This is a genomic window from Sulfuriroseicoccus oceanibius (assembly GCF_010681825.2).
In the GTDB taxonomy this organism is placed as follows: Bacteria; Verrucomicrobiota; Verrucomicrobiia; order Verrucomicrobiales; family SLCJ01; genus Sulfuriroseicoccus; species Sulfuriroseicoccus oceanibius.
In genome coordinates, this window is the sequence record NZ_CP066776.1 from 992,511 (window position 1) to 1,011,378 (window position 18,868).

15 protein-coding genes are annotated in these 18,868 nt (G+C 57.4%); 8 read left to right on the forward strand and 7 right to left on the reverse strand.

The annotated features are described in order from the left end of the window. Positions 1-45: 45 nt before the first annotated feature. Complete coding sequence (cls, locus tag G3M56_RS03830) at positions 46-1,548, reverse strand: cardiolipin synthase (RefSeq protein ID WP_164365054.1); 1,503 nt, start codon at positions 1,546-1,548, stop codon at positions 46-48. 234 nt (positions 1,549-1,782) lie between these two features. On the opposite strand from cls, the gene G3M56_RS03835 reads away from it, so the two are divergent. Then, on the forward strand, positions 1,783-3,312 hold the full coding sequence (locus G3M56_RS03835; protein ID WP_164365055.1) for a pyridoxal-phosphate dependent enzyme: 1,530 nt from the start codon (positions 1,783-1,785) through the stop codon (positions 3,310-3,312). 150 nt (positions 3,313-3,462) lie between these two features. Beyond that, a complete protein-coding gene (locus G3M56_RS03840) occupies positions 3,463-4,434 on the forward strand; it encodes a UbiA family prenyltransferase (RefSeq protein WP_164365056.1) in 972 nt (323 codons plus the stop codon). A 1,158-nt stretch (positions 4,435-5,592) separates the two neighbouring features. Here the strand turns inward: G3M56_RS03840 and G3M56_RS03845 are convergent. Continuing rightward, positions 5,593-7,395 carry a hypothetical protein gene (locus G3M56_RS03845; RefSeq protein WP_164365057.1) on the reverse strand — a complete coding sequence of 601 codons (1,803 nt, stop codon included), beginning with the start codon at positions 7,393-7,395 and terminating at the stop codon, positions 5,593-5,595. Positions 7,396-7,699: 304 nt separating this feature from the next. Between G3M56_RS03845 and G3M56_RS03850 the strand changes: the two genes are divergently transcribed. Beyond that, positions 7,700-8,908, forward strand: a complete 1,209-nt coding sequence (locus G3M56_RS03850) for an IS256 family transposase (RefSeq protein WP_235203327.1) — start codon at positions 7,700-7,702, stop codon at positions 8,906-8,908. A 365-nt stretch (positions 8,909-9,273) separates the two neighbouring features. Then, positions 9,274-9,852 (forward strand): peptide deformylase, encoded by a 579-nt coding sequence (gene def, locus G3M56_RS03855; RefSeq protein WP_164365453.1) that lies wholly within the window; start codon positions 9,274-9,276, stop codon positions 9,850-9,852. Positions 9,853-9,963: 111 nt separating this feature from the next. Here def and G3M56_RS03860 read toward each other — a convergent pair whose 3' ends face one another. The 5 genes from G3M56_RS03860 to G3M56_RS03880 all read right to left on the reverse strand — a co-directional run bounded on the left by G3M56_RS03860 (position 9,964) and on the right by G3M56_RS03880 (position 14,595). Next, positions 9,964-10,644 carry a DUF1294 domain-containing protein gene (locus G3M56_RS03860; protein ID WP_164365454.1) on the reverse strand — a complete coding sequence of 227 codons (681 nt, stop codon included), beginning with the start codon at positions 10,642-10,644 and terminating at the stop codon, positions 9,964-9,966. A 217-nt stretch (positions 10,645-10,861) separates the two neighbouring features. Further along, on the reverse strand, positions 10,862-11,719 hold the full coding sequence (locus G3M56_RS03865; protein ID WP_164365455.1) for a nuclease-related domain-containing protein: 858 nt from the start codon (positions 11,717-11,719) through the stop codon (positions 10,862-10,864). A 381-nt stretch (positions 11,720-12,100) separates the two neighbouring features. Next, positions 12,101-12,610 (reverse strand): PD-(D/E)XK nuclease family protein, encoded by a 510-nt coding sequence (locus G3M56_RS03870; protein ID WP_164365456.1) that lies wholly within the window; start codon positions 12,608-12,610, stop codon positions 12,101-12,103. Between the two features lie 80 nt (positions 12,611-12,690). Beyond that, positions 12,691-13,086: a hypothetical protein gene (locus G3M56_RS03875; RefSeq protein ID WP_164365457.1), complete on the reverse strand. Its 396-nt coding sequence runs from the start codon at positions 13,084-13,086 to the stop codon at positions 12,691-12,693. Between the two features lie 243 nt (positions 13,087-13,329). Further along, the gene (locus G3M56_RS03880) at positions 13,330-14,595 is read right to left on the reverse strand and encodes an integrase catalytic domain-containing protein (RefSeq protein ID WP_164365458.1); all 1,266 of its coding nucleotides are present in this window, start codon (positions 14,593-14,595) and stop codon (positions 13,330-13,332) included. Between the two features lie 139 nt (positions 14,596-14,734). On the opposite strand from G3M56_RS03880, the gene G3M56_RS03885 reads away from it, so the two are divergent. The 4 genes from G3M56_RS03885 (at position 14,735) to G3M56_RS03900 (ending at position 18,868) form a co-directional block, all read left to right on the forward strand. Continuing rightward, positions 14,735-15,133, forward strand: coding sequence for a hypothetical protein (locus G3M56_RS03885; protein ID WP_164365459.1), 399 nt, complete (start codon positions 14,735-14,737; stop codon positions 15,131-15,133). Between the two features lie 122 nt (positions 15,134-15,255). Continuing rightward, positions 15,256-15,570, forward strand: coding sequence for a hypothetical protein (locus tag G3M56_RS03890; protein ID WP_164365460.1), 315 nt, complete (start codon positions 15,256-15,258; stop codon positions 15,568-15,570). A gap of 21 nt (positions 15,571-15,591) precedes the next feature. Further along, the gene (locus G3M56_RS03895; RefSeq protein ID WP_164365461.1) at positions 15,592-16,923 is read left to right on the forward strand and encodes a TolC family protein; all 1,332 of its coding nucleotides are present in this window, start codon (positions 15,592-15,594) and stop codon (positions 16,921-16,923) included. Positions 16,924-16,957: 34 nt separating this feature from the next. Beyond that, a complete protein-coding gene (locus G3M56_RS03900) occupies positions 16,958-18,868 on the forward strand; it encodes a heavy metal-binding domain-containing protein (RefSeq protein ID WP_164365462.1) in 1,911 nt (636 codons plus the stop codon).

Genomic DNA, 18,868 nt, shown 5'->3' on the forward strand with positions numbered 1-18,868 from the left:
GCCCGAGCGGCGGAGAAACTCAAGGCCGAAACCCAGTTGGGGCGGCTACAGCACCGGCGACAAAAGCCGCGCGGTTTGCACAAGCAGGCGGCGGGAGAACGGCTGGGTGCGCATGTAGTGGGCGGAAATGCGTTCGCTGTTAGCGACGTCGTCTTCGAGCATTTTGCGTGTTCTCCAGCAGAACTCGTGGCTCTTGGCGCAGACCATGAGCTCGAAGTTGAGGCGGAACGAGCGGTTGTCAAAGTTAGCGGTGCCGATGGCGGCGATCGCGTCGTCTACCAGGATGACTTTTTGGTGAATGAACCCGGGGAGGTAGTGGTAGAGCTCGATCTGCGGCAGGTCGAAATGGTGGAGGAAGGCGTCGTTGCCGAGGCGGGTGAGTGGGCGGTCGCCGTGGCGTGGGGTGATGACGCGCACCCGCACGCCACGCATCGCTGCGAGTTGGATGGCTGCGATTTGTGATCGATCGGGCACAAAGTAAGGCGAGGCGATCCACAGCTCCTTGCGCGCGGCGTTGATCAGATGGGTGAAGAACAATCCACCGTTTTCGAGCCGGTCGGTCGGGCCGGTGGGGATCACGATGGCGTCGACGTTGCGGGAAAAGCGGGCGTCATGGGCGTCGATGGCGAAGGAGTCCGGATCGTCGGGTTGTTTCCAATTGAGCATCGGGATGTCACCGGTCGACCAGTGCCAGTCGTCGAGGAACGCGAGCTGGAGCTGGAGCACGGTGGGGCCCATCAGTTGGATCGATGTGTCGCGCCATTTACCAAACCGCTTCACTTTCCCCAGGTATTCGTCGCCCACGTTGTGGCCGCCGGTGAAGCCGTGGATGCCATCGATCACCACCATCTTGCGGTGGTTGCGGAAGTTGATCTGGAACTGATTGAGCACTCCGTCACCCATGCCGAAGCGCGCCACGTGGATGCCGTGGTGGAGCATCTCGTCGGTGAAGTCGTTGCCCAGTTTGTAAGAGCCGATCTCGTCGCACAGAAAATAAACACGGATGCCTTCGCGGGCCTTGGCGATCAACCGACGCTGAAGTTCGCGGCCGGTGGCGTCGTCGTTGACGATGTAAAACTGAACGAGGATGTAGCGCTCGGCCTGGTCGATCGCTGCAAACATGGCCGCGAATGCCTCGGTGCCGTCGGACAACAGCCGCAGCGCGTTGTCTTTGGAGAATGTGACGTCGGCCATGTCTTCAAGGATGCCAAAGCGGCGGCGGTCCTCTTCCGGAAGTTCTGCTTTGTAACTTGGAATCAGGCGGCGTAGATCGAGTTCGGTGGATTCGAAGAGTTGGTTCCCTTGGCGCCTCATCTCGACGTAGCCTTGGAACCGGTTGCGGCCGAGCATCATGTAGAGCGGCAGCGAGATTACCGGCATCAAGGTCAAGGACAGCACCCAGGCAATGGTTCCCTGCGACGTGCGGGTGGCAAACAACGCATGCACCGCCGCAATCCAGCCACCCACCGTCATCAATGCACCCAGCACCGTGACGGTGAAAACCCACTCGTCGGCGAAGGTAACAGCTAATGTAGAAGGCAGGGGCATCCGCATTGGTTATCCGTGATGGGGCGGGTGAATGCAAGTGCTCGCTACATTGGGCGGGGTGCTGTGGTTCTCCGGTGGTTCGTTTGGTTTTACCGCTTCGGCTGGTCCACTATCAAAACCGAGGCATCAGGTGGCCCGCACCATTGACGGATGGGGCTCGTGGCGACAAGGTGACTAGGCGTGAAGTTGCGATGTCAGTCCACTCGCGCATGAACCATTCAACTATTATTTCCCATGTCCGAACTCGGTGATCAATTGTTCCACGAAATCCTCATGGCCCGTCAGCGGGTTTATGCGGTTGGCCAGCCTACGCCACTTCAGGAGCTTGAGATTCCGGGCATTCCAGCGCGTGTGTTTTGCAAACGTGAGGACCTGGGGCCGATCAAGGCGTACAAGTGGCGCGGAGCCTATAACCGGATGGCGCTCTTGAGTAAAGACGAGCTCGAGCGAGGCGTGGTCGCGGCCTCTGCCGGCAACCATGCGCAAGGCGTCGCCATCGGTGCCAAGGTGCTGGGTACACGGGCCACTATCTTCATGCCCCGCTCGACGCCGGGGATGAAGCAGCAAGCCGTTGCTAACTATGGTGGCGATGCGGTGGACATTCGGTTGGTAGGCGATAGCTACGACGAAGCCGCCGCAGCCGCAAAAGACCTCGCAGCTCTTGAGGGGCAAACTTTCATCCATCCCTACGACGACGTGCAGGTCATGGGTGGGCAGGGAACGCTGGCCGACGAAATCGTGATGTCGGGTGACGGGCCATTCACTCACGTTTTCCTCCAGATCGGAGGCGGTGGAATGGCTGCGGCCACGGCTTGCTGGCTGAAGCGCCACTTCCCAGGCATCAAAACCATCGGCGTCGAAGGCGTGGACCAGGCGTCGATGAAGGCGGCGGTGGCAGCCGGTCAGCCGGTGGAGCTCGATTACGTCGATGTGTTCTGTGATGGCACCGCAGTGCGTAAAGCGGGTGATTTGACCTTCCAGATCTGCAATGAGTTCATCGATGAATTCGTGACGGTGACCAATGACGAGGTGTGCAATTCCACCCGTTTGTTGTGGGAAGCCAACCGCGCCATCCCCGAGCCGGCCGGCGCATTGGGCCTCGCCGCCGCATTGAACTACAGCGACCAACTGACCGAGAACGATCGCGTGTTGGTCATCCTTTGCGGAGCCAACATGGATTTCTCCCAGCTTGCGTTCATCGCCCGTCATGGCGGCAGCGGACCGAACTCCCGCCGCTATGTGCGGATCCCGCTCAGTGAAGAACGCGGGTCGCTCGTTCAGTTACTGCGCGGTTTGCCGAAGAACATGAACATCGTGGACGTGCAACACGGCAAGACCGGCAAGTCCAAGTCGTATCCAGTGATCGGCCTCACCGGCTCGGCGGAAGACTTCACTGAGATGGAGGCGTACTTCGCGCAGATGGGGATCAACCATCAGGACGTGACCCGCAGCGAAGATGTGGACTTCCGCATCATCAACTACTCGCCGGATCTGTTTACGCATCCGTTGTTTGTGCACATCGAATTTCCTGAGCGTCCGGGGGCGTTTCTCGCGTTCATGGAGCAAGTGCGTGACCGAGCGAACCTCTGTTATTTCAACTATGCCTACAGCGGGGAGCGCGTTGGTCGCGCCTTGGTCGGGATGGAGTTTGAGTCAGCGGAAGACCGCGCCAGCGTGCACGCCCAGCTGAAGAATTTCGTGAACGCCTCGATCCGTGCGTACCGCGAGGTTTCGCCATCCGCGCTCGAGCGCATTCTGGGGTAGTAGCGCCGACTTCTTCCGCGGGATTCGCTGCGGAAGAACGCTCCATGCGCCGGTTCATGGAGCGGAAACTGGGCCGCCTGAGAACCTAAATCCCCGGGGCAACGGGATTTTACGTTGCGCCAGCGGCCAATCCCCTCAATTCTTTCCGCCGTGAACGCCATCGTTGAACACATCAAGATCTGCCGCATCGAACACTGGTTGAAAAACATCTTCATCGTGTTCGGTCACGCGGTGGCGGTGGTCGTGTTCTTCAACTTGTCTCTCGAGACATCGATGGTGTGGAAGGCTGCGTTGTCGCTGATCCCAGCCTGCTTGATAGCTTCGGCCAACTACATTCTCAACGAGATCCTCGACGCCCCATTCGACGCGCTGCACCCGACCAAAAAGCTGCGCGGCATCCCTGCGGGTAAAGCGAAGGTGCCGATTCTGTGGGCGATGATGGGTGGACTGATTGTCGGCGGATTCGGGCTCGGCTGGCTTTGGTTTGAGAACATCGGCTACACCGTGGCTCTCGGCCTGCTCTTGTTCAGTGGCTTGGTGTACAACATCCCGCCAGTGCGCCTGAAGGATCGTGCGTTCCTCGACGTCATCGCCGAATCGTTCAACAACCCGATCCGTCTGTGGCTGGGGTGGTACGCGCTGCTTCCACCGAACGAACACGCGCTGCCACCGCTCTCGATCACCATGGCCTGGTGGTTCTTCGGGGCTTTGCTGATGACCGGTAAGCGCTACTCCGAGTTCCGCTTCATCGGTAATGCCGACCTTTCCGGCCGCTACCGCAAGTCGTTCAAGACTTACACCGAGCAGAAGTTGATCGTCGCGATGATCACTTACGCCAATTTGTTCTGCTTCTGCACCGGGATCGCCATGGCGACCTACCCGCAGCTGGAGAACCTCGTGCTGGTTTTCCCGATGATCGTGATCGCTGTGATCTGCTACTTCAACCACGCGATGAGCGAAGTGGGTGCCAAGCTCGAGCCAGAGAAGTTGCTCCAAAACAAGTGGATCATCGTCTCCACGCTCGCCACTGGAGTCGCTGCAGCGTGGCTACTCTACGCTCATCAGCAGGGTATCTTCAACGCGAAGGATGCTCTCCATCTGATGCAGCCTACCTGGAAGTAGGGCTCCAGGGCTCGCTGCGCTCGGGGGCGGGGAATGGTGTGCGGAGGTTCCTGTTTTTGGGATCCGCAGATTGCTCAGATTGATGTGATTTTGCGCGGGCGTGAGCGGAGGTGAAGGGCTAGCGATGCTAGGGTGTGGTGAATGGCGTGCGACGGGTATTTTTTTCACAGATCGGGAGGATGGGGAGGATTACCGCTCCTCGGGCATGGCGCATGGAGTGACGGTGTTCTGGACCGCCGGTCTCCTGTCCGGCCGCTGAAATGCATCGGGCGAAGCCGCACTCTTTTTTCGGGCGAGGAATGGTGTGCGGAGGTTCCTGTTTTTGGATCCGCAAATTTCGCAGATTGATGTGATCTTGTTTAGGCGTGTGCGGAGGTGGGGACTCGCGTTGCTCGGGGTGTGGTGGGTGGTTTGCGGAGAGGATGTTTTTTCCGCGGATGGGCGGGATGCGTGGGATGGTTCTCCTCGTGCGAGATCTCATGGAGTGACGGTGTCCCCACCGTCCGCGGGATGGTTCTTAGGACCGCCGGTCTCCTGTCCGGCCACTGAAATGCGTCCGGCGGAGCCGCACTCGTTTTTCTGGATGTGAATGGTGTGCGGAGGTTCCTGTTTTTGGGATCCGCAGATTTCGTCGATTGATGTGATTTTGTTTAGGCGTGGGCGGAGGTGAGGGGCTCGCGTTGCTCGGGGTGCGGTGGGTGGTTTGCGGAGAGGAGATCGTTTTCCGCAGATGGGCGGGATGCATGGGATGGTTGTCCTCGTGCGTGAGCTCATGGAGTGACGGTCTCCCCGCCGTCCGCGGGATGATTCTCGGACCGCCGGTCTCCTGTCAGGCCACCGAAATGCATCCGGCAAAGCCTCACTTGTTTTTGACTGGATGCACGCCACAACGCCAACCCTCTGAGCTCCTGTCATCTCGCCGAACACCTGCTCCACCTTCCCCGCAGGGGAAACGCAAACCAGCCCAAGGTGAACGGAGCCTCAAGCGACGTCACCTTGGGATACACGCCTCACAAACAACAGGCCGAGCCCTAGGCTCCGGCACACGGATCATCCAGCCCGATGGCCTCAGCTACCACCCCGTAGTTATATCCCAAAAGCGCCGACCCCACGCTCCAACGCCGAAAATCCCCGCCCCTCCCTACTTCCTACTCGGTGCTAGCTACTGGAAACTCCCAGCAACTTCCTCGCCGCCTCCAGCTTCGGGTCGTTGATTTCCACCTTCAGCTTCTCTTCACCGAAGCGTCTTCCGATTTCCGCACCAAGCGCTTTGCGGATCGCTTTGGTCGTGCGTCTCACCCTGCTCCCGCCACAGGCCGATGCCATTACCAGCATCGCCACCACCACCGTAGGTGCAAGGCTCAGCAACAAACTCGTCAGCCACAGCGATGCCGATGGGGTAGGGTAAGCTTTCCATGAGAAACTCCCCGCTTTCAGGTCGGCGAGCAGGTTCATCAAATAGTCCGAATACAAGCCGGCGATCGGCCCGGCCATCAAGGTCCAGAACCCGGCAGTGGCTACAATTCCGCCTAGCCACAGCACCACGCCGTTCACGCGGTGCCCGCGGATCTCGTCGTCGATGATGGTTCGCGATTTCATCTCCAAGCCGGCAAGCCCGCGCAGAGTGATCGAGTGGCGCTCAGGTGGCGTGGTGGTGCCGGTTTCGGCAACAGACTCCAAGCCGATAGCAAAGGCCCGCAATGTGTCGGCAAACCGATCCTGCAACGATTCCTGGACCTTTGAACGCAAGTCGTCACGCAGCGATGCATTCAGTGGTTTGCCGTCCTTGAATGATTTGGCGGCCTGCCACGCGCTCAGTACCAGCGACGGCACACTCCCCATCGTGGCGAAGATCACCCGGTCCCACGCCCCCAGCGTTAGCCCGAGAATGCCGAGCAGCGAGCGGTAGGGAAAGAGCAGGATCGGCGTGCGATCGAGGGCGTCGCCGCGGAACCGGGCCCGCACCGCACCGCGTAGCACGTCGTTGTTGCCGATCAGCTCGTCTTCGATGCTGGCTCCGGCCTCTGCTGTGAGTTGGTTAAGTTGTTCCACCGGGGCTCCGATGCGCTGCCGGAATGGTTCGAGTGTCTGGGCGATGTCCTGGCGGGCAATGGCGAGACGCTCGCGCAATTGAATGTCGATGCGGTCGTCGAGCGCGGCGCGGTCGGCGAGGATGGGCTGGAGCGTCTCCGTTAATTCCTTGCGGGCAATGGCCTCGGCCTCCTCCTGTCCCGCCACTCCAGCGTCAGGGACGAAAAGCGGGGCGGCAAAATGACAATGAGGCGCGGCTTCCGACCACTGGGCGATCTCTCTTCGACAGTCGGAGATGATGTCGTCGCTCGGGAGCTGGGCGCTGCCTCCCTCCGGACGGAATCGAACCACCGGCACAATCGTCGCGCCGTCCATCGAGCGCACAAAAGGAAGAAGCGATCCATCGCGGATCTGGCTCACTGATGTTGCCAAGATTTTCACCGACGCCGACGTGATCGCCACACTCGACAAGGCCTCGAGCGTCGGGTCGTGGTCCGAGTATCCCGGCGAATCCGCCAATGCATACGGCGTGCCCAGATCGAGCATTGAGGAGGTGGGTACGCGCACAAATAACTCATCATGGCTGCGGGCGGAAAATGGGGCCGATTCGCCCAACCAGATCAGTTGGTGCGTGCGGTCGCCCGCGTTCTGCCCGCTACGGACCATTTCTCGGACATGCGCCGATGCAGTGTCGCCATTCAAAAAGCATTGGGCCAGCCAGCTTTTGCCTTCTCCGACTTTCCCCACCAGCGCAATTGTGGGCACGTCGCCCATTCCTCGTTCTTTCAAGCGTGCGGAATCTTCCCGCAGCGACGTCGTATGCTGGCCGATGCGCATCGCAGTTGGCGAATCTGAGGGGAAGATCAAAGCCGCCGCGGCATCCACTTGATCCGCAAAGCCAAGAGGAACTGGAGAAGGAGAAGAAGTCATCGGTTCCTTAGTTGTAACTGGAATCGCCCACCGCTGGTAGTTCGTTTTTTTAGGCGGTAGCTCGATCTCACGCGATGCCGAGGTTGTTCGATCTGAGGTTGGGAGCCTTGGGTCGGGTTGTGTTACGTGTTAGGTTGTTAAGTTTTACGGGTTTCCCTTCGTCGCGCCTCCAGAGGAATCTGCTATCGCTGGGAAGGATGTGACACCGCCCCCCCATGAAAGGTAGTGTGCCAAAGCTTCTGCAAAAAGGGTCATGATGATTGATTAGGTTTTTAACAAAACAAGAACCCCTAATCGTCACACCATGACCCCACGACCAGATAAGACCACAACGCCGCAGTTGAAAAGTATTCTTGCCGAGCAGGAAGATTTTCTGAGGCCCTTGGTTCAGAAATTGATGCAGGAGATGCTCGAAGAAGAAATGAACGAGACACTCCAGGCGGTAAAATCAGAACGCAGCGACAGACGCCGAGGTTATCGCAGCGGCAGTTATCAACGCAGTCTCCTGACACGGGTAGGAAGGATCGAGCTGCGCGTCCCTCAAGATCGCGACGGACTCTTCAGCACCGAGATCTTCGATCGCTATCAACGCAGCGAGAAGGCTTTGGTAAGCACCCTGATCGAAATGTACGTGCAGGGCGTCTCGACACGTAAAGTCGCGCAGATCACCGAGGAGCTCTGCGGTCACCGGGTCAGCGCCAGTGTGGTAAGCAGGCTGAACAAAACGTTGGACGAAGAGCTTGAGAACTTTGCCCGACGCAAGCTCAACCACGCTTATCCTTACCTCATCCTGGATGCCCGCTACGAAAAGGTTCGAGAGAACGGCGTGGTGCGCAGCCAGGCTGTGTTGATCGCCATTGGCATCAGTTGGGATGGCCGACGGGAGGTCCTTGCTACCGAGCTCGATCAAAGGGAAAGCGGAAGCAGCTGGAAGAACTTCCTACTTCAACTCAAGCAACGCGGACTGACGGGTGTTGAGTTCTGCGTGACTGATAACCATGCCGGCCTGCGACGAGCTATCAGCGAAGTGCTTCCCGAGGCGCTGTGGCAACGCTGCTACGTCCACTTCCTTCGCAACGCTCTTGATCATCTACCTCGCAAGCATGACGACGACTGCTGCACCGAGCTGCGCTGGATCTATGACCGTCGAGACATCAATGAAGCGCGTCAGGATCTGCGGGCATGGTTGGCGAAGTGGGGAGGCAAATACCACAAGCTCTGTGACTGGGTCGAAAGTGAGATCGAAGAAACGCTCACCTTTTATCGACTTCCCAGAGAGCATCACAAGCATCTCAAAAGCACGAATATGCTCGAGCGACTCAATGAGGAGATTAAGCGTCGTACGCACATTATCCGAACCTTCCCCAACCAGGCTGCAGCCCAACGTTTAATCCGGGCTGTCACGCATCAAGTCCATGAGCAGTGGATCGATCAACACCGCTACCTGAACATGGATCACCTCAAAGAAGCCCAAAAGCTCAGCCTTACTTCAAATCAAACGTCCGCAGCCTGATCATCATCCATCAAACCCTTTTTGCAGAACTTGACGTACATAACCCCATGAAAGTTCTCCGCCCGAGCGCAGCGAGCCCACCGGTGCCGCATCCGCTTGCGAACCATGCCCATGCATGCTGCCCATCCGTGGAAAAAACCAAACCTACCTCGTAGCATAGCCTTCACCCGACCCGAGCAACGCGAGCCCATCATCTCCGCCTCCGCCTGCGTAAAATCCCATCAATCTGCGCCATCTGTGGATCCCCAAGCAGGAGCCGCCGCACACCCTTCACCCCGCCCGAGCGCAGCGAGCCCATCCGCCCCGCCGCATCTCCCGCTCGCCAAGGTTGCCATCCCATCTGCGGTGATGTACCTATTGCGCCTATGATTCGTGAGATTGTCTTTTTTGGTGACCCGGTGCTGCGCAAAAAGTGTGCTCCAGTCGTGTTGACGGATGAACACAAAGCTCTGGCCGACGACATGATCGAAACCATGCACGCCGCTCAAGGGATCGGTCTCGCCGCACCTCAGATCGGTCTTCCAATTCAAATGGCAGTCGTCGACGTCGCTCACGATCCAGAGTGCCTCACGTTCCTCAAAGTCGACGGTGAAGACACACCGCTGGCTGACATCATGCCGCTCATCTTCGTCAATCCGGAGCTCGAGTTTGGCGACGATAAGGACGTCATGAACGAAGGCTGTCTCAGCATTCCAGACCTCCGCGCCGACGTCACCCGTCCCGAGCAGGTCACCGCCAAGCTCACTTTGCTCGACGGCCGCCGCGTCACCATCGAGACCGATGGTCTCCTCGGTCGCGCCATCCAGCACGAGGTGGATCACCTCAACGGCGTTCTCTTCATCGACCGCCTCAAGCCGACCGCCAAGGCCCGCCTCCGCACGTCGCTCAAGCGCATGCAGCAAGAGTACAAAGAGCGCCAGCGCCGCAAACAGTGGAAGAAGTGAGGTAGGGGTTAGAGGCGCGCATCCCGCGCGCGCTGCCTGGCTTCCGTCCTGAGCTCAGTTGGCGTCGCCCGGAATCTTTGCCGTGGTGGCGGCAGAGGTTTTCGTCCGCTGCTATTGGGATCGCTCACTCCCCGGTGCTGCGAGTGGTTGCTCACGGATCGGTTGCTCCATCAGAGGTTTGATCAAGTCGACCGTTGTCCTTGTGATTTTCCAGTCCACAAGGAAATCCGTCGCCACATAGAGGTGGGTGGCCACAATGATTCCGAAAACGAGCTGGTAACCGGCTTTCGAGCATTTGTGGCGGAACTTGCGTTGGGCCAGGTAGGCTGCAGGCCAGCCGCCGCTCATTTCCAGCCAATGGAGCGTGGACTCCGACGTGCGCCAGGTTTTGTTCTTCGCCTTCTGCTTGTCTCCTTTGTAGGTCAGGTAGGTGATGATGTTGATCACGAATACCAACCCGCAGCCGTAGAGAGCTATGTTTTGGTATGTGTTGGAGAGTTTCCAGCCGGCGATCAAGGGAATTAACGTGAGTAAACCGAGTGTGCCGAGCGTCCTGGTGGTGACTTTTCCTCCGTCGTTGACGTGGATTGCATTCACTGCGCACGGGCGCCCTTTTTGATCGGTGCCGAGCTCATAGGTGATCTGGTCCCCAGGTTCCGGACGTTTGTGATGTTCCGAGAAATCCTTGATATGGAGGAAAAGCCGCCCTCCATCGTGGTCAAGATAGCCGAACCCTTTCTCGTCCTTCCACTGGGTTAATGTCGCGCCAAACCGCTCCGCTTTTTCGGGCACAGGTCTGGAGGCTACTGCTTTTGCGGGCATTGGTGCCGGCTGCGGTCGAGGGGGGCGACTCCTATCGGCCGGTTCTCTCTCTCGGCGCAAATGTTGCGCGGCGTTGGTGATGATGTAGCTCTCTGGTTTCACCGTGATTCTAAGTTGGCGGGTCCTCTTGCACTCCCGCTGTCATGGGGGCGTCGTCCCTGCGGAGGAGTATCCGCATCTGCGCCCCTCACTCAACCTCCAGTTGGCATCGTTCTTCGAGCCAGTTGCTGATGCGTTGTTGTTGCTCTTGGCTCAGCGATGCCGGTTGGCTTGTGATGTATCTCTCGATCTGCTTCGGGTGTAGCACTCGCACCGGCCCGAGCTTTCTCTCACTCACAAACCATCCTGGTAAGGTAAGCACTGCTTTGCACGCCACGGGTTCGGCGGTGAGTTTGGTCAATTGTTCCGATAGCCAATGTGCATTGCGCTCGGCTTGCTCAAGGCCATGACTGTCGGAAAATGACGTGGATTCCAACTTCGTTCTATCGAAAACGACTCGATGTCCTTCCTGCTCGCGTTTGCGTCGACGACACTTCGTTTCGATCACATACACGCCCGTTGGTCCTACCACCACGTGGTCGATGTTGCCGATTTTGGTGGTTTGCAGGTCGTGGAACACAGCGCAGCCATTTCCCCAAAGCCTGGCGAGGATGCCGCCCACGATTTCTTCGCCAAACAGCCCGAGGCGATGGTTGCGGATTTTGATCACCAGCGGAACCATCCGTAGGGTTGCGACCAAGCTCAGCAGGAAAATGAATGCCAAAGCTAGTATAAACGGAATCTGGTTATAGAGGTGCAGCATTCCGATAGTTACCGGGATCGCCACGATCAGCATGATCCAAAAGTCTAGCTTCTCGCGTAGTTCATCGACCCTTTCGCGCAGGCTCCATCCCGGTGGCTTGGCGATGCGCTCGTCCCTGCCTTTTGGAAACATCGTCCGCCGCGCCCGCCGATCCCGCATCGTCCTAAAAACGATGATCACCGCAGCGGTTGGAATCGCAATGAACAGAAGGATCGCAAAGTACTTGGCAAGAATCGGAAACATGATCTGCTAACTAACCGAATCTTCGCCTGCGGTCACTCGGTATTCTTAATCAAAATTGGAATGCCGAACCACAGATCAAACTGAAAAGACAGGACAGGGGGGGATTCAAGCAACAAAGGCTTGATGTGCTTGGCTTCGGCTTTGCGTGACACGATTGCCCTGCTCTTCCTAGTGTGAATGAGTCCGCATGTCGCGCAGCGTGCCAGTCCGCGAACCGGAACGAAGTGAATTGATCGGAGCCGACTCAATCGATCAGATTGTATCTCGGACATGTCCTTAGTTGGTCGGCAAACAAGCGGAGATGTAGTGTCACGTCGTAGAGCAGCGGGCTGAGAAGTATATCGCCGTGAAAGTACAGGTTTCTCATGTCTGGGATGACTTTTACGAGCCTCTCGGCATATCCCTCGGGCGAAACCTGTAAGTGAATTTTCGGGTTCCAATGATCGGCGGCAGGCCGTCGATCTCCGCTTCCAGGTGCACCTCGACTCCGGCGATCTGCTCGTCTTCATCAATGGGTGAGGCATCAAGATAGGCTTCAACCAATGACCACGCTTTATCGCGCAGTTCTGCTTCCTTGTCCTCGGACTCCCATTCAATGGGTTGGTCAAGCTGTTCGCTGATCCATGCGTCGAGAAACGCGGCGCGGAGTTGTTTCCGGGTGTAGCTTTGCTTGTCCCAGCGCCAGAGGTTCCAGCGTTGGAGCGTGCTGTGGACTACTTTACCCAGATGTAGTGCGGGGCTGGGTTGCGAGGGCAGCTTTGCAATGTAGCGGAAGTAATGCTTCCTGCGGCATTGCTGCCAACAACTCAAGCGGCTGGCGGAGATGTACTCCAGTGCCTCTTGTTGGATGTTGGGATCCTCGTTGGTCTTGGTAAGTGCCGTGGAGATCATCGCTGACCTCCCCGGTAAAAGACCTTGCGACGTGGTGCCGGTTTCGTTGCCTTCTGCTGTTCGAACAAATGGTCGATCAGTCAGGAGGCCTCCAGTTTGTTCAACTCGCGGACGCCCTTGTTGAAGCGCTGCTGGGCAACGGATTCAACGTCGTGCTTGTCGAGGTGTTGTTCCTCAATGACCTTGAGTATCAGCTTCTGCTGTTTGGGCGAGCAGTTCCACTGGCCGCCGTTGATGGGAACAATGTTACCGTTGTCTGCAGGTGGCGAACTTGCGTAGTGCCCGTCGGGAACGAACCCGGGTGACTGGATCTGTTGGTCTACGTTCTGCTGGAGCAGATGGTAGAGCCGCTCGATCTCAGCGGGGAGGGCATCGGTTGATGCGAGCTCGACCTCAATCGAAGCCGAAAACGCGTGGGACGAATAGCCCGGCAAGCCGAGTTTCTTCGAGTAGTTGGTGGATAAGGTAATAGCCATGGTATTAGTGGGTTTGGGTTCATTTGCTCCGGACACAAAAAATGCCGCGAATCAGTGAGATTCGCGGCGTGGTCCAAGATGCTGGACTGGCTACACATCGGGATGAAACCCGATAGGTAGTGATAGAGCATGTTCTTCTCTATCAGTTATTTATAACTCAAAATGGGAAAGAATTTCGCCGCTTTCCTGTTGCCTCATAAATCGAGCACACTCAAAGATCTCAAGCTGAAGGGTACCGTTGCCTCATAATTGGGACACCGAAGCGACCTTGTGTGTGGTTCGTTCTTTGGTTGTCGTTGAGGGGCGGTCGGAGCGTAGCGGAGTCCGCCCCTCAACGACAAGGGCTTCTTCGTCCCCGAGGTAGAGGTTGTTCCGAGTCTCCCAAAATTTGTCTTCGAGTTGGCGGATCCTTTCTCGCATCTCAAAAGGATTGTGAGCTTCTAGTAAATCACGCAGCCGCTCCTCTTCCCTTGGAGTGAGTGTTGATCCATCCAGTAGGCGCTGTGCCGGCGTGCGGCTCTGCTTGGCGTGTTTTCGGATCTGTTTGGAGCCTACTCTTTCTTTACTGACTTGTTGCATCGTTACGCAAAACAAGTTCTTCCAAAGGCTCCAATTGGTGAGTAGCTCGTTTAGACCTTCGATCAACTCTTGGTGCTCGAAACGTTCGTAGCCAAGCAACTCTCTGACATGGGTATAGTTCTTCTGCTCGACGTAGGCTTGATCGTTTTTGAAGTAGGGCCGTGAGCGGGTTTGTTTGATTCCATGGCCTTTTAGACGTTGGTGGAGGTGATGGTTTAAAAACTCGCCACCGTTATCGCTATCAACTCCAAGTAACTTGAATGGCTGCGAGCTCCAAATGCTTTCAAGGGCTTCACAACAAGCGTGTTGACCTCGATTCCACGTAGCTCTCAGCTCGGTCCAACCGCTAAATACATCCACGCTGGTGAGCGTCCAGATGAAGCTTCCGCTCATATCTCCGCCACAGTGGGCCACGGTATCAACCTCAGTCCACCCCGGCTCCGACACGTCCCAGCTTTCCGCTCGCACATCAATCAGCCTCTTTACCGCTGAGGCAGGCTTCGGTGGGCGGGCTTTCTTGCTGGCGGTCACTTTGAAAGACGCCAGATGCCGATCAATGCTCGCTGCACTCACTTGCTTGAGTTGTTCACGTACACCTGCCGAATACTCAATGTGCTCGATCCACAACGGCAGCATGTCCTTCATGCGCTTGCCACAGGGCTGATCCATCGCCAGCCAGCAACGCCTGAGTTCACTCACCAGTTCCTCTCCATATCGCCGCGGAGCCCCACGGCGCTTCTTTGTGCTAGGGTTTCTCTTATGCCCCAAAAGCACCTTGTTGGCGTGCTTTCTCTCACGGCCGGTTACCGCGACATATTCATCCAATAGCCTGGATCGAGCCTGTTTCGATCGCCTGCGAGCGTACCTCGCCTGCATCTTCAGCGTGTATTCTTCTATGCTTGATTCACTCATTTCCATGGCTGGTGCCATGGTGTCCCTAATTGTGAGGCAACGGGAGGTTTAGGCCTTCTTGCTCCAAACTGCTTCAGTGTCCTCTTTTATGAGGCAACACGCTTTAGGTCTTAAATAGAGCTTGACCTATGATTAGGTGCGTGCTTCTTCATGGTTGATGAGTCGTATCAAAATGACCAACAAACTGACCGCGATCGCGATGATCGTTTGGTTGGTGTTGCCATTTTGTTGTTGTTCCGTTCAGTCCGTGTTTGGGGGTGTCGACGCGCCGGTGAGTTCTTGTTGCACAAGTCAGCCGGTGGATGAGCCAGCGCCTTGTGGCGATGATAGTGATTGTCCGTGCGGTAAGCGCCAGCTCGCCGAGTCCAGTGGAGGAGCCATCCCGGATACGATGCATCTTGCTCCCGACCATCAGTTGGTGGTCGCATCGATCGAGGACGGGAAGGGTGAGCTGCCGGTGGCGGTTCCTCGTGTCATCAGCGGAGCCGCAGAAGTGGATGGTGGCCCGCCACCTCCGACCGGACTCTACCGGTTGTTTGATAGTTGGTTGTTGTAAGAGCCGGGAACGCTCCGGGCCTCGTTAGAGATCGAGCGCCTGAGTGATACTCCCGTTACGTACCGTTTCCCGAAGAGCGGGAGGTACATCTGTTCATGCTCAATACAACAACAACTATCTATATGAAGTTTTCTATTCCTACTCTTGCTGTCGCAGCGATTGCTGCATTTTCGTCGTGTTCTGATCAACCAGCAGCATCCCCTGTCGCGGATGCTGAAGCACCTGCGGTTAAACCTTACCCGATCGACTTCTGTGTGGTGTCCGGGGAAAAACTCGGATCCATGGGGGAGCCTCATGTGATTACCCACAAAGGTGTGGAAGTTCGGTTCTGCTGTGACCACTGCGTGCCGACCTTTGAGAAGGATCCGTCCAAGTACATTGCCAAGATCAAGGCAGGTGCTACGGCCGAGTCATCGGACGCCGTCGAGATGCCGTAACCACACACACCATTTAATGCCATGAACCGTGTTATTCACGTGGCGCTCTGCATCCTGCCGCTGATCGCGGCAGGATGTCGGAGCGGTGGTGGTTCCGACGATGGCTCTCAGACTGGAGCTTCAGCTGTCGATATCGCAGCAACCGCTTCACCTGCGTCCGCTTATTCGGTGCCGTCGTCGGCATCGGTCGATGATCTCGTCGCGCTTGCGATTGCCCGCCATCCGTCAGTCGCTGCAGCCCGTCACAAGGTCGAGCGCCTCGAATCAATGGTCGATCAAGTTTCGGCTTTGCCCGATCCGTCGGCAAAGGTCACCGCCGGTCAGTTGGCGGAAACGGCTGCCGGTCGAGTTGACGGTGTGATCGGGGTCGAACAACGCATTCCGTTCCCAGGGAAGCGTCGGGCGCGTGCCGAGAGAGCACATCGTCAGGCGGATGTTGCGCGCGCCGAGTTGGATGCACTGCGCCTCTCCCATGCGGCACGTGTTCGCGATGCTTACTGGCGCTATTATCAGGCGGCCCGTACGGTGGGGGTATTGGGTGAATCGCGTGCCGCCCTTGTTCAGATGCAGGAATCGGTTGATGTTCGAGTCAGGGCAGACAAGGCAGCGCAACAAGATCTGCTGAAAGTCGGGAACGAGTTGGGGCTGGTTGACCAGAAGATCATCACGGCAACTGCTCAGGTTACGGCGATGCGTGCACGCCTCAATTCGCTGCTTCACCGCCCGGTGAATGCGCCGTTACCATCGCCACGTAAGCCTGTACCCTCGAGAGTTTCGACTGCTCTGGATGCGATGATTGCTGAGGCTCAGTCGCGCCATCCAGACGTTGCTGCGGCGAAGTCACGGGTTGCGATGTTCAATGCTCAGCAGAAAATGGCTGATCTAGAACGGTGGCCGGATTTTGCTATCGGGATGCAATATGGAGCGGTGTCCAATCGCGGCCTTGCTCCATCGGCAAATGGTCGAGACCAGTTCGGGGCGACGGTTGGAGTAACCATTCCTTTGTGGCGCAAGAAACTCGACGCGATTGACCGTGAAGCACGTGAAGGATTGGCCGAGGCTGGCGATGCACTGGCCGCCGTGCGCAGCGAGGTCGGGTACAACGTGGCTGCTGCTGTCGCCCGCGTTGATTCCGCTCGGCGTGTGGTCACGTTGTTCGAGTCGTCCATCCTGCCCGATGCTAATCAAGCGTTGGAGTTGGCATTGGTCGGGTACAGTGCGGACACCGAGGGGTTCATCGATGTGATCGATGCGTGGCGTCAGTCATTGGCATACCAATTACAACAAGTGGATAACCAGGCGGCCCTTGGAGCCGCCGCTGCGGCACTCAAACTTGCCGCTGGGATCGAGTAGAGGTTCCTGAGTAACCCAACCTATAGATGATGTTATGAATTTTGATATACTGAGTGGCAGTTCGTTGGCAGGGCTGCGGACGATATTGGCGGCAGCGCTGTGCGCGCTGATGGTGGTGGCATTGCCATCGTGTGGAGGTGATGATCAAGTGGCCGACGGCGAGGGAGCGGTTGCCGAGGTCTGGACGTGTTCGATGCACCCATCGGTGCGCAGCGACAAGTTCGGTGCCTGTCCGATCTGTGGAATGGATTTGATCAAACTCGATCCCAATGCGGAGGATCTCGGGCCAAGACGCGTGTCGTTCAGCGACGAGGCTGTCGCCCTCGGGCAGTTTGTTACGGCTCCGGTAGTACGCAAGCTCGCGGAGGTCGAAGTGCGTTTGGCCGGGCGTGTCGAGCTTGATGAAACCCAGGTGCGCACGATGACTGCACGCTTTCCCGCGCGTCTCGACCGCTTGTTTCTCGATTACACCGGGATTCGCGTAAACAGCGGTGATCACCTTGCCAAGGTCTACAGTCCTGAATTACTGGTCGCTCAGCAGGAGCTGATCACTGCGGCGCGGACGAACCCCAAAGGGGCATCGGCGAATGCAGCCCGGGAAAAACTGCGATTGTGGGGTTTTTCTGCTGAACAGATCGCTGCTGTGGTGGCATCAGGGAAGGCAAGTGATCGGACCGATATCGAGGCGCCTGTCGGAGGTGTGGTGACTGAGCGGTTTGTTAGTGAGGGTGATTATGTGAAAACTGGTGATCAGCTGTTCGAGCTTGCCGCTTTTGACAAAGTTTGGGTGGTATTCGACGCCTACGAGTCCGACTTGCCGTGGCTGAGGTTCGGTCAGCGATTGGAGTTTACATTGGACGCGGTTCCCGGGCAGTCATTCACCGCACGTGTCGCATACATTGATCCGATTTTGAATCCTAGAACCAGAACTGCGAAAGTTCGGATCAATCTCGACAATCCTGATGAGCTCGTGAAGCCCGGTATGCTCGCGACGGGGAAGGTGATTGCTCAAGTGGCAGTCGGAGGGAAAGTCGCAACGAGCGACCTGGCTGGTAAGTGGATCAGCCCGATGCACCCTGAGATTGTGAAAGACGAACCCGGGCCATGTGATGTCTGTGGAATGCCGCTGGTCAAGGCGGAGGAGCTCGGGTACGTGATGGTGGACTCTGCCGCCGTAGCAATGCCGATGGTGGTGCCTACTTCCGCAGTGTTGCGGACGGGGGAGCGAGCGATCGTCTATGTTGAAGTGCCGGATCGGGACAAGCCGACTTATGAGGTGCGCGAAGTGCTGCTCGGCGCTAAGGCTGGTGACGAATTCATTATCGAAGACGGAGTGAGGGAAGGTGAGCGGGTCGTGACAAACGGAGCGTTCAAGATTGATTCGGAACTCCAGATTGGCGGCAAGGTTAGCATGATGCAACCGGGTGAGCCCGCCGACCTTGTGGCCCGAAGGGCCGGCGAGGCATTGGTCAATGATCAGATGAAGGCCTTGCTGAACGGTTACTTCATTGTGCAGCAGGCCCTTGCTAATGACCAACCTGACGCTGCAGCAGCAGGAGTTCTTAAGTTGGCTGATATCGCATCCGCTCATATGAAAGTGGAAGGCCTCAGTGCAGATGATCAGCAGGCATGGCATGACGCCGTGATGGCGATCCGTGAGGGTGCGTTCGCTGTGGGCGCTGATGGACTGACGGTGAAACAACGACGCGTCGCGTTCGAGCCCCTGACCCACGCGCTGATTGCTTTGTCACGCGAGTTTGGCACGGGAGGCACATCGGCCTACGTCGTGCATTGTCCGATGGCATTCGGTAATCGCGGAGCGGATTGGTTGTCGGCAACCGATGAAGTGCTGAACCCATATTTTGGTGACATGATGTTGCGCTGCGGTGTGGTGAAATCACCACTCGCCACATTCATCCCGGAACCTAAGGAGGAATCCAATTAG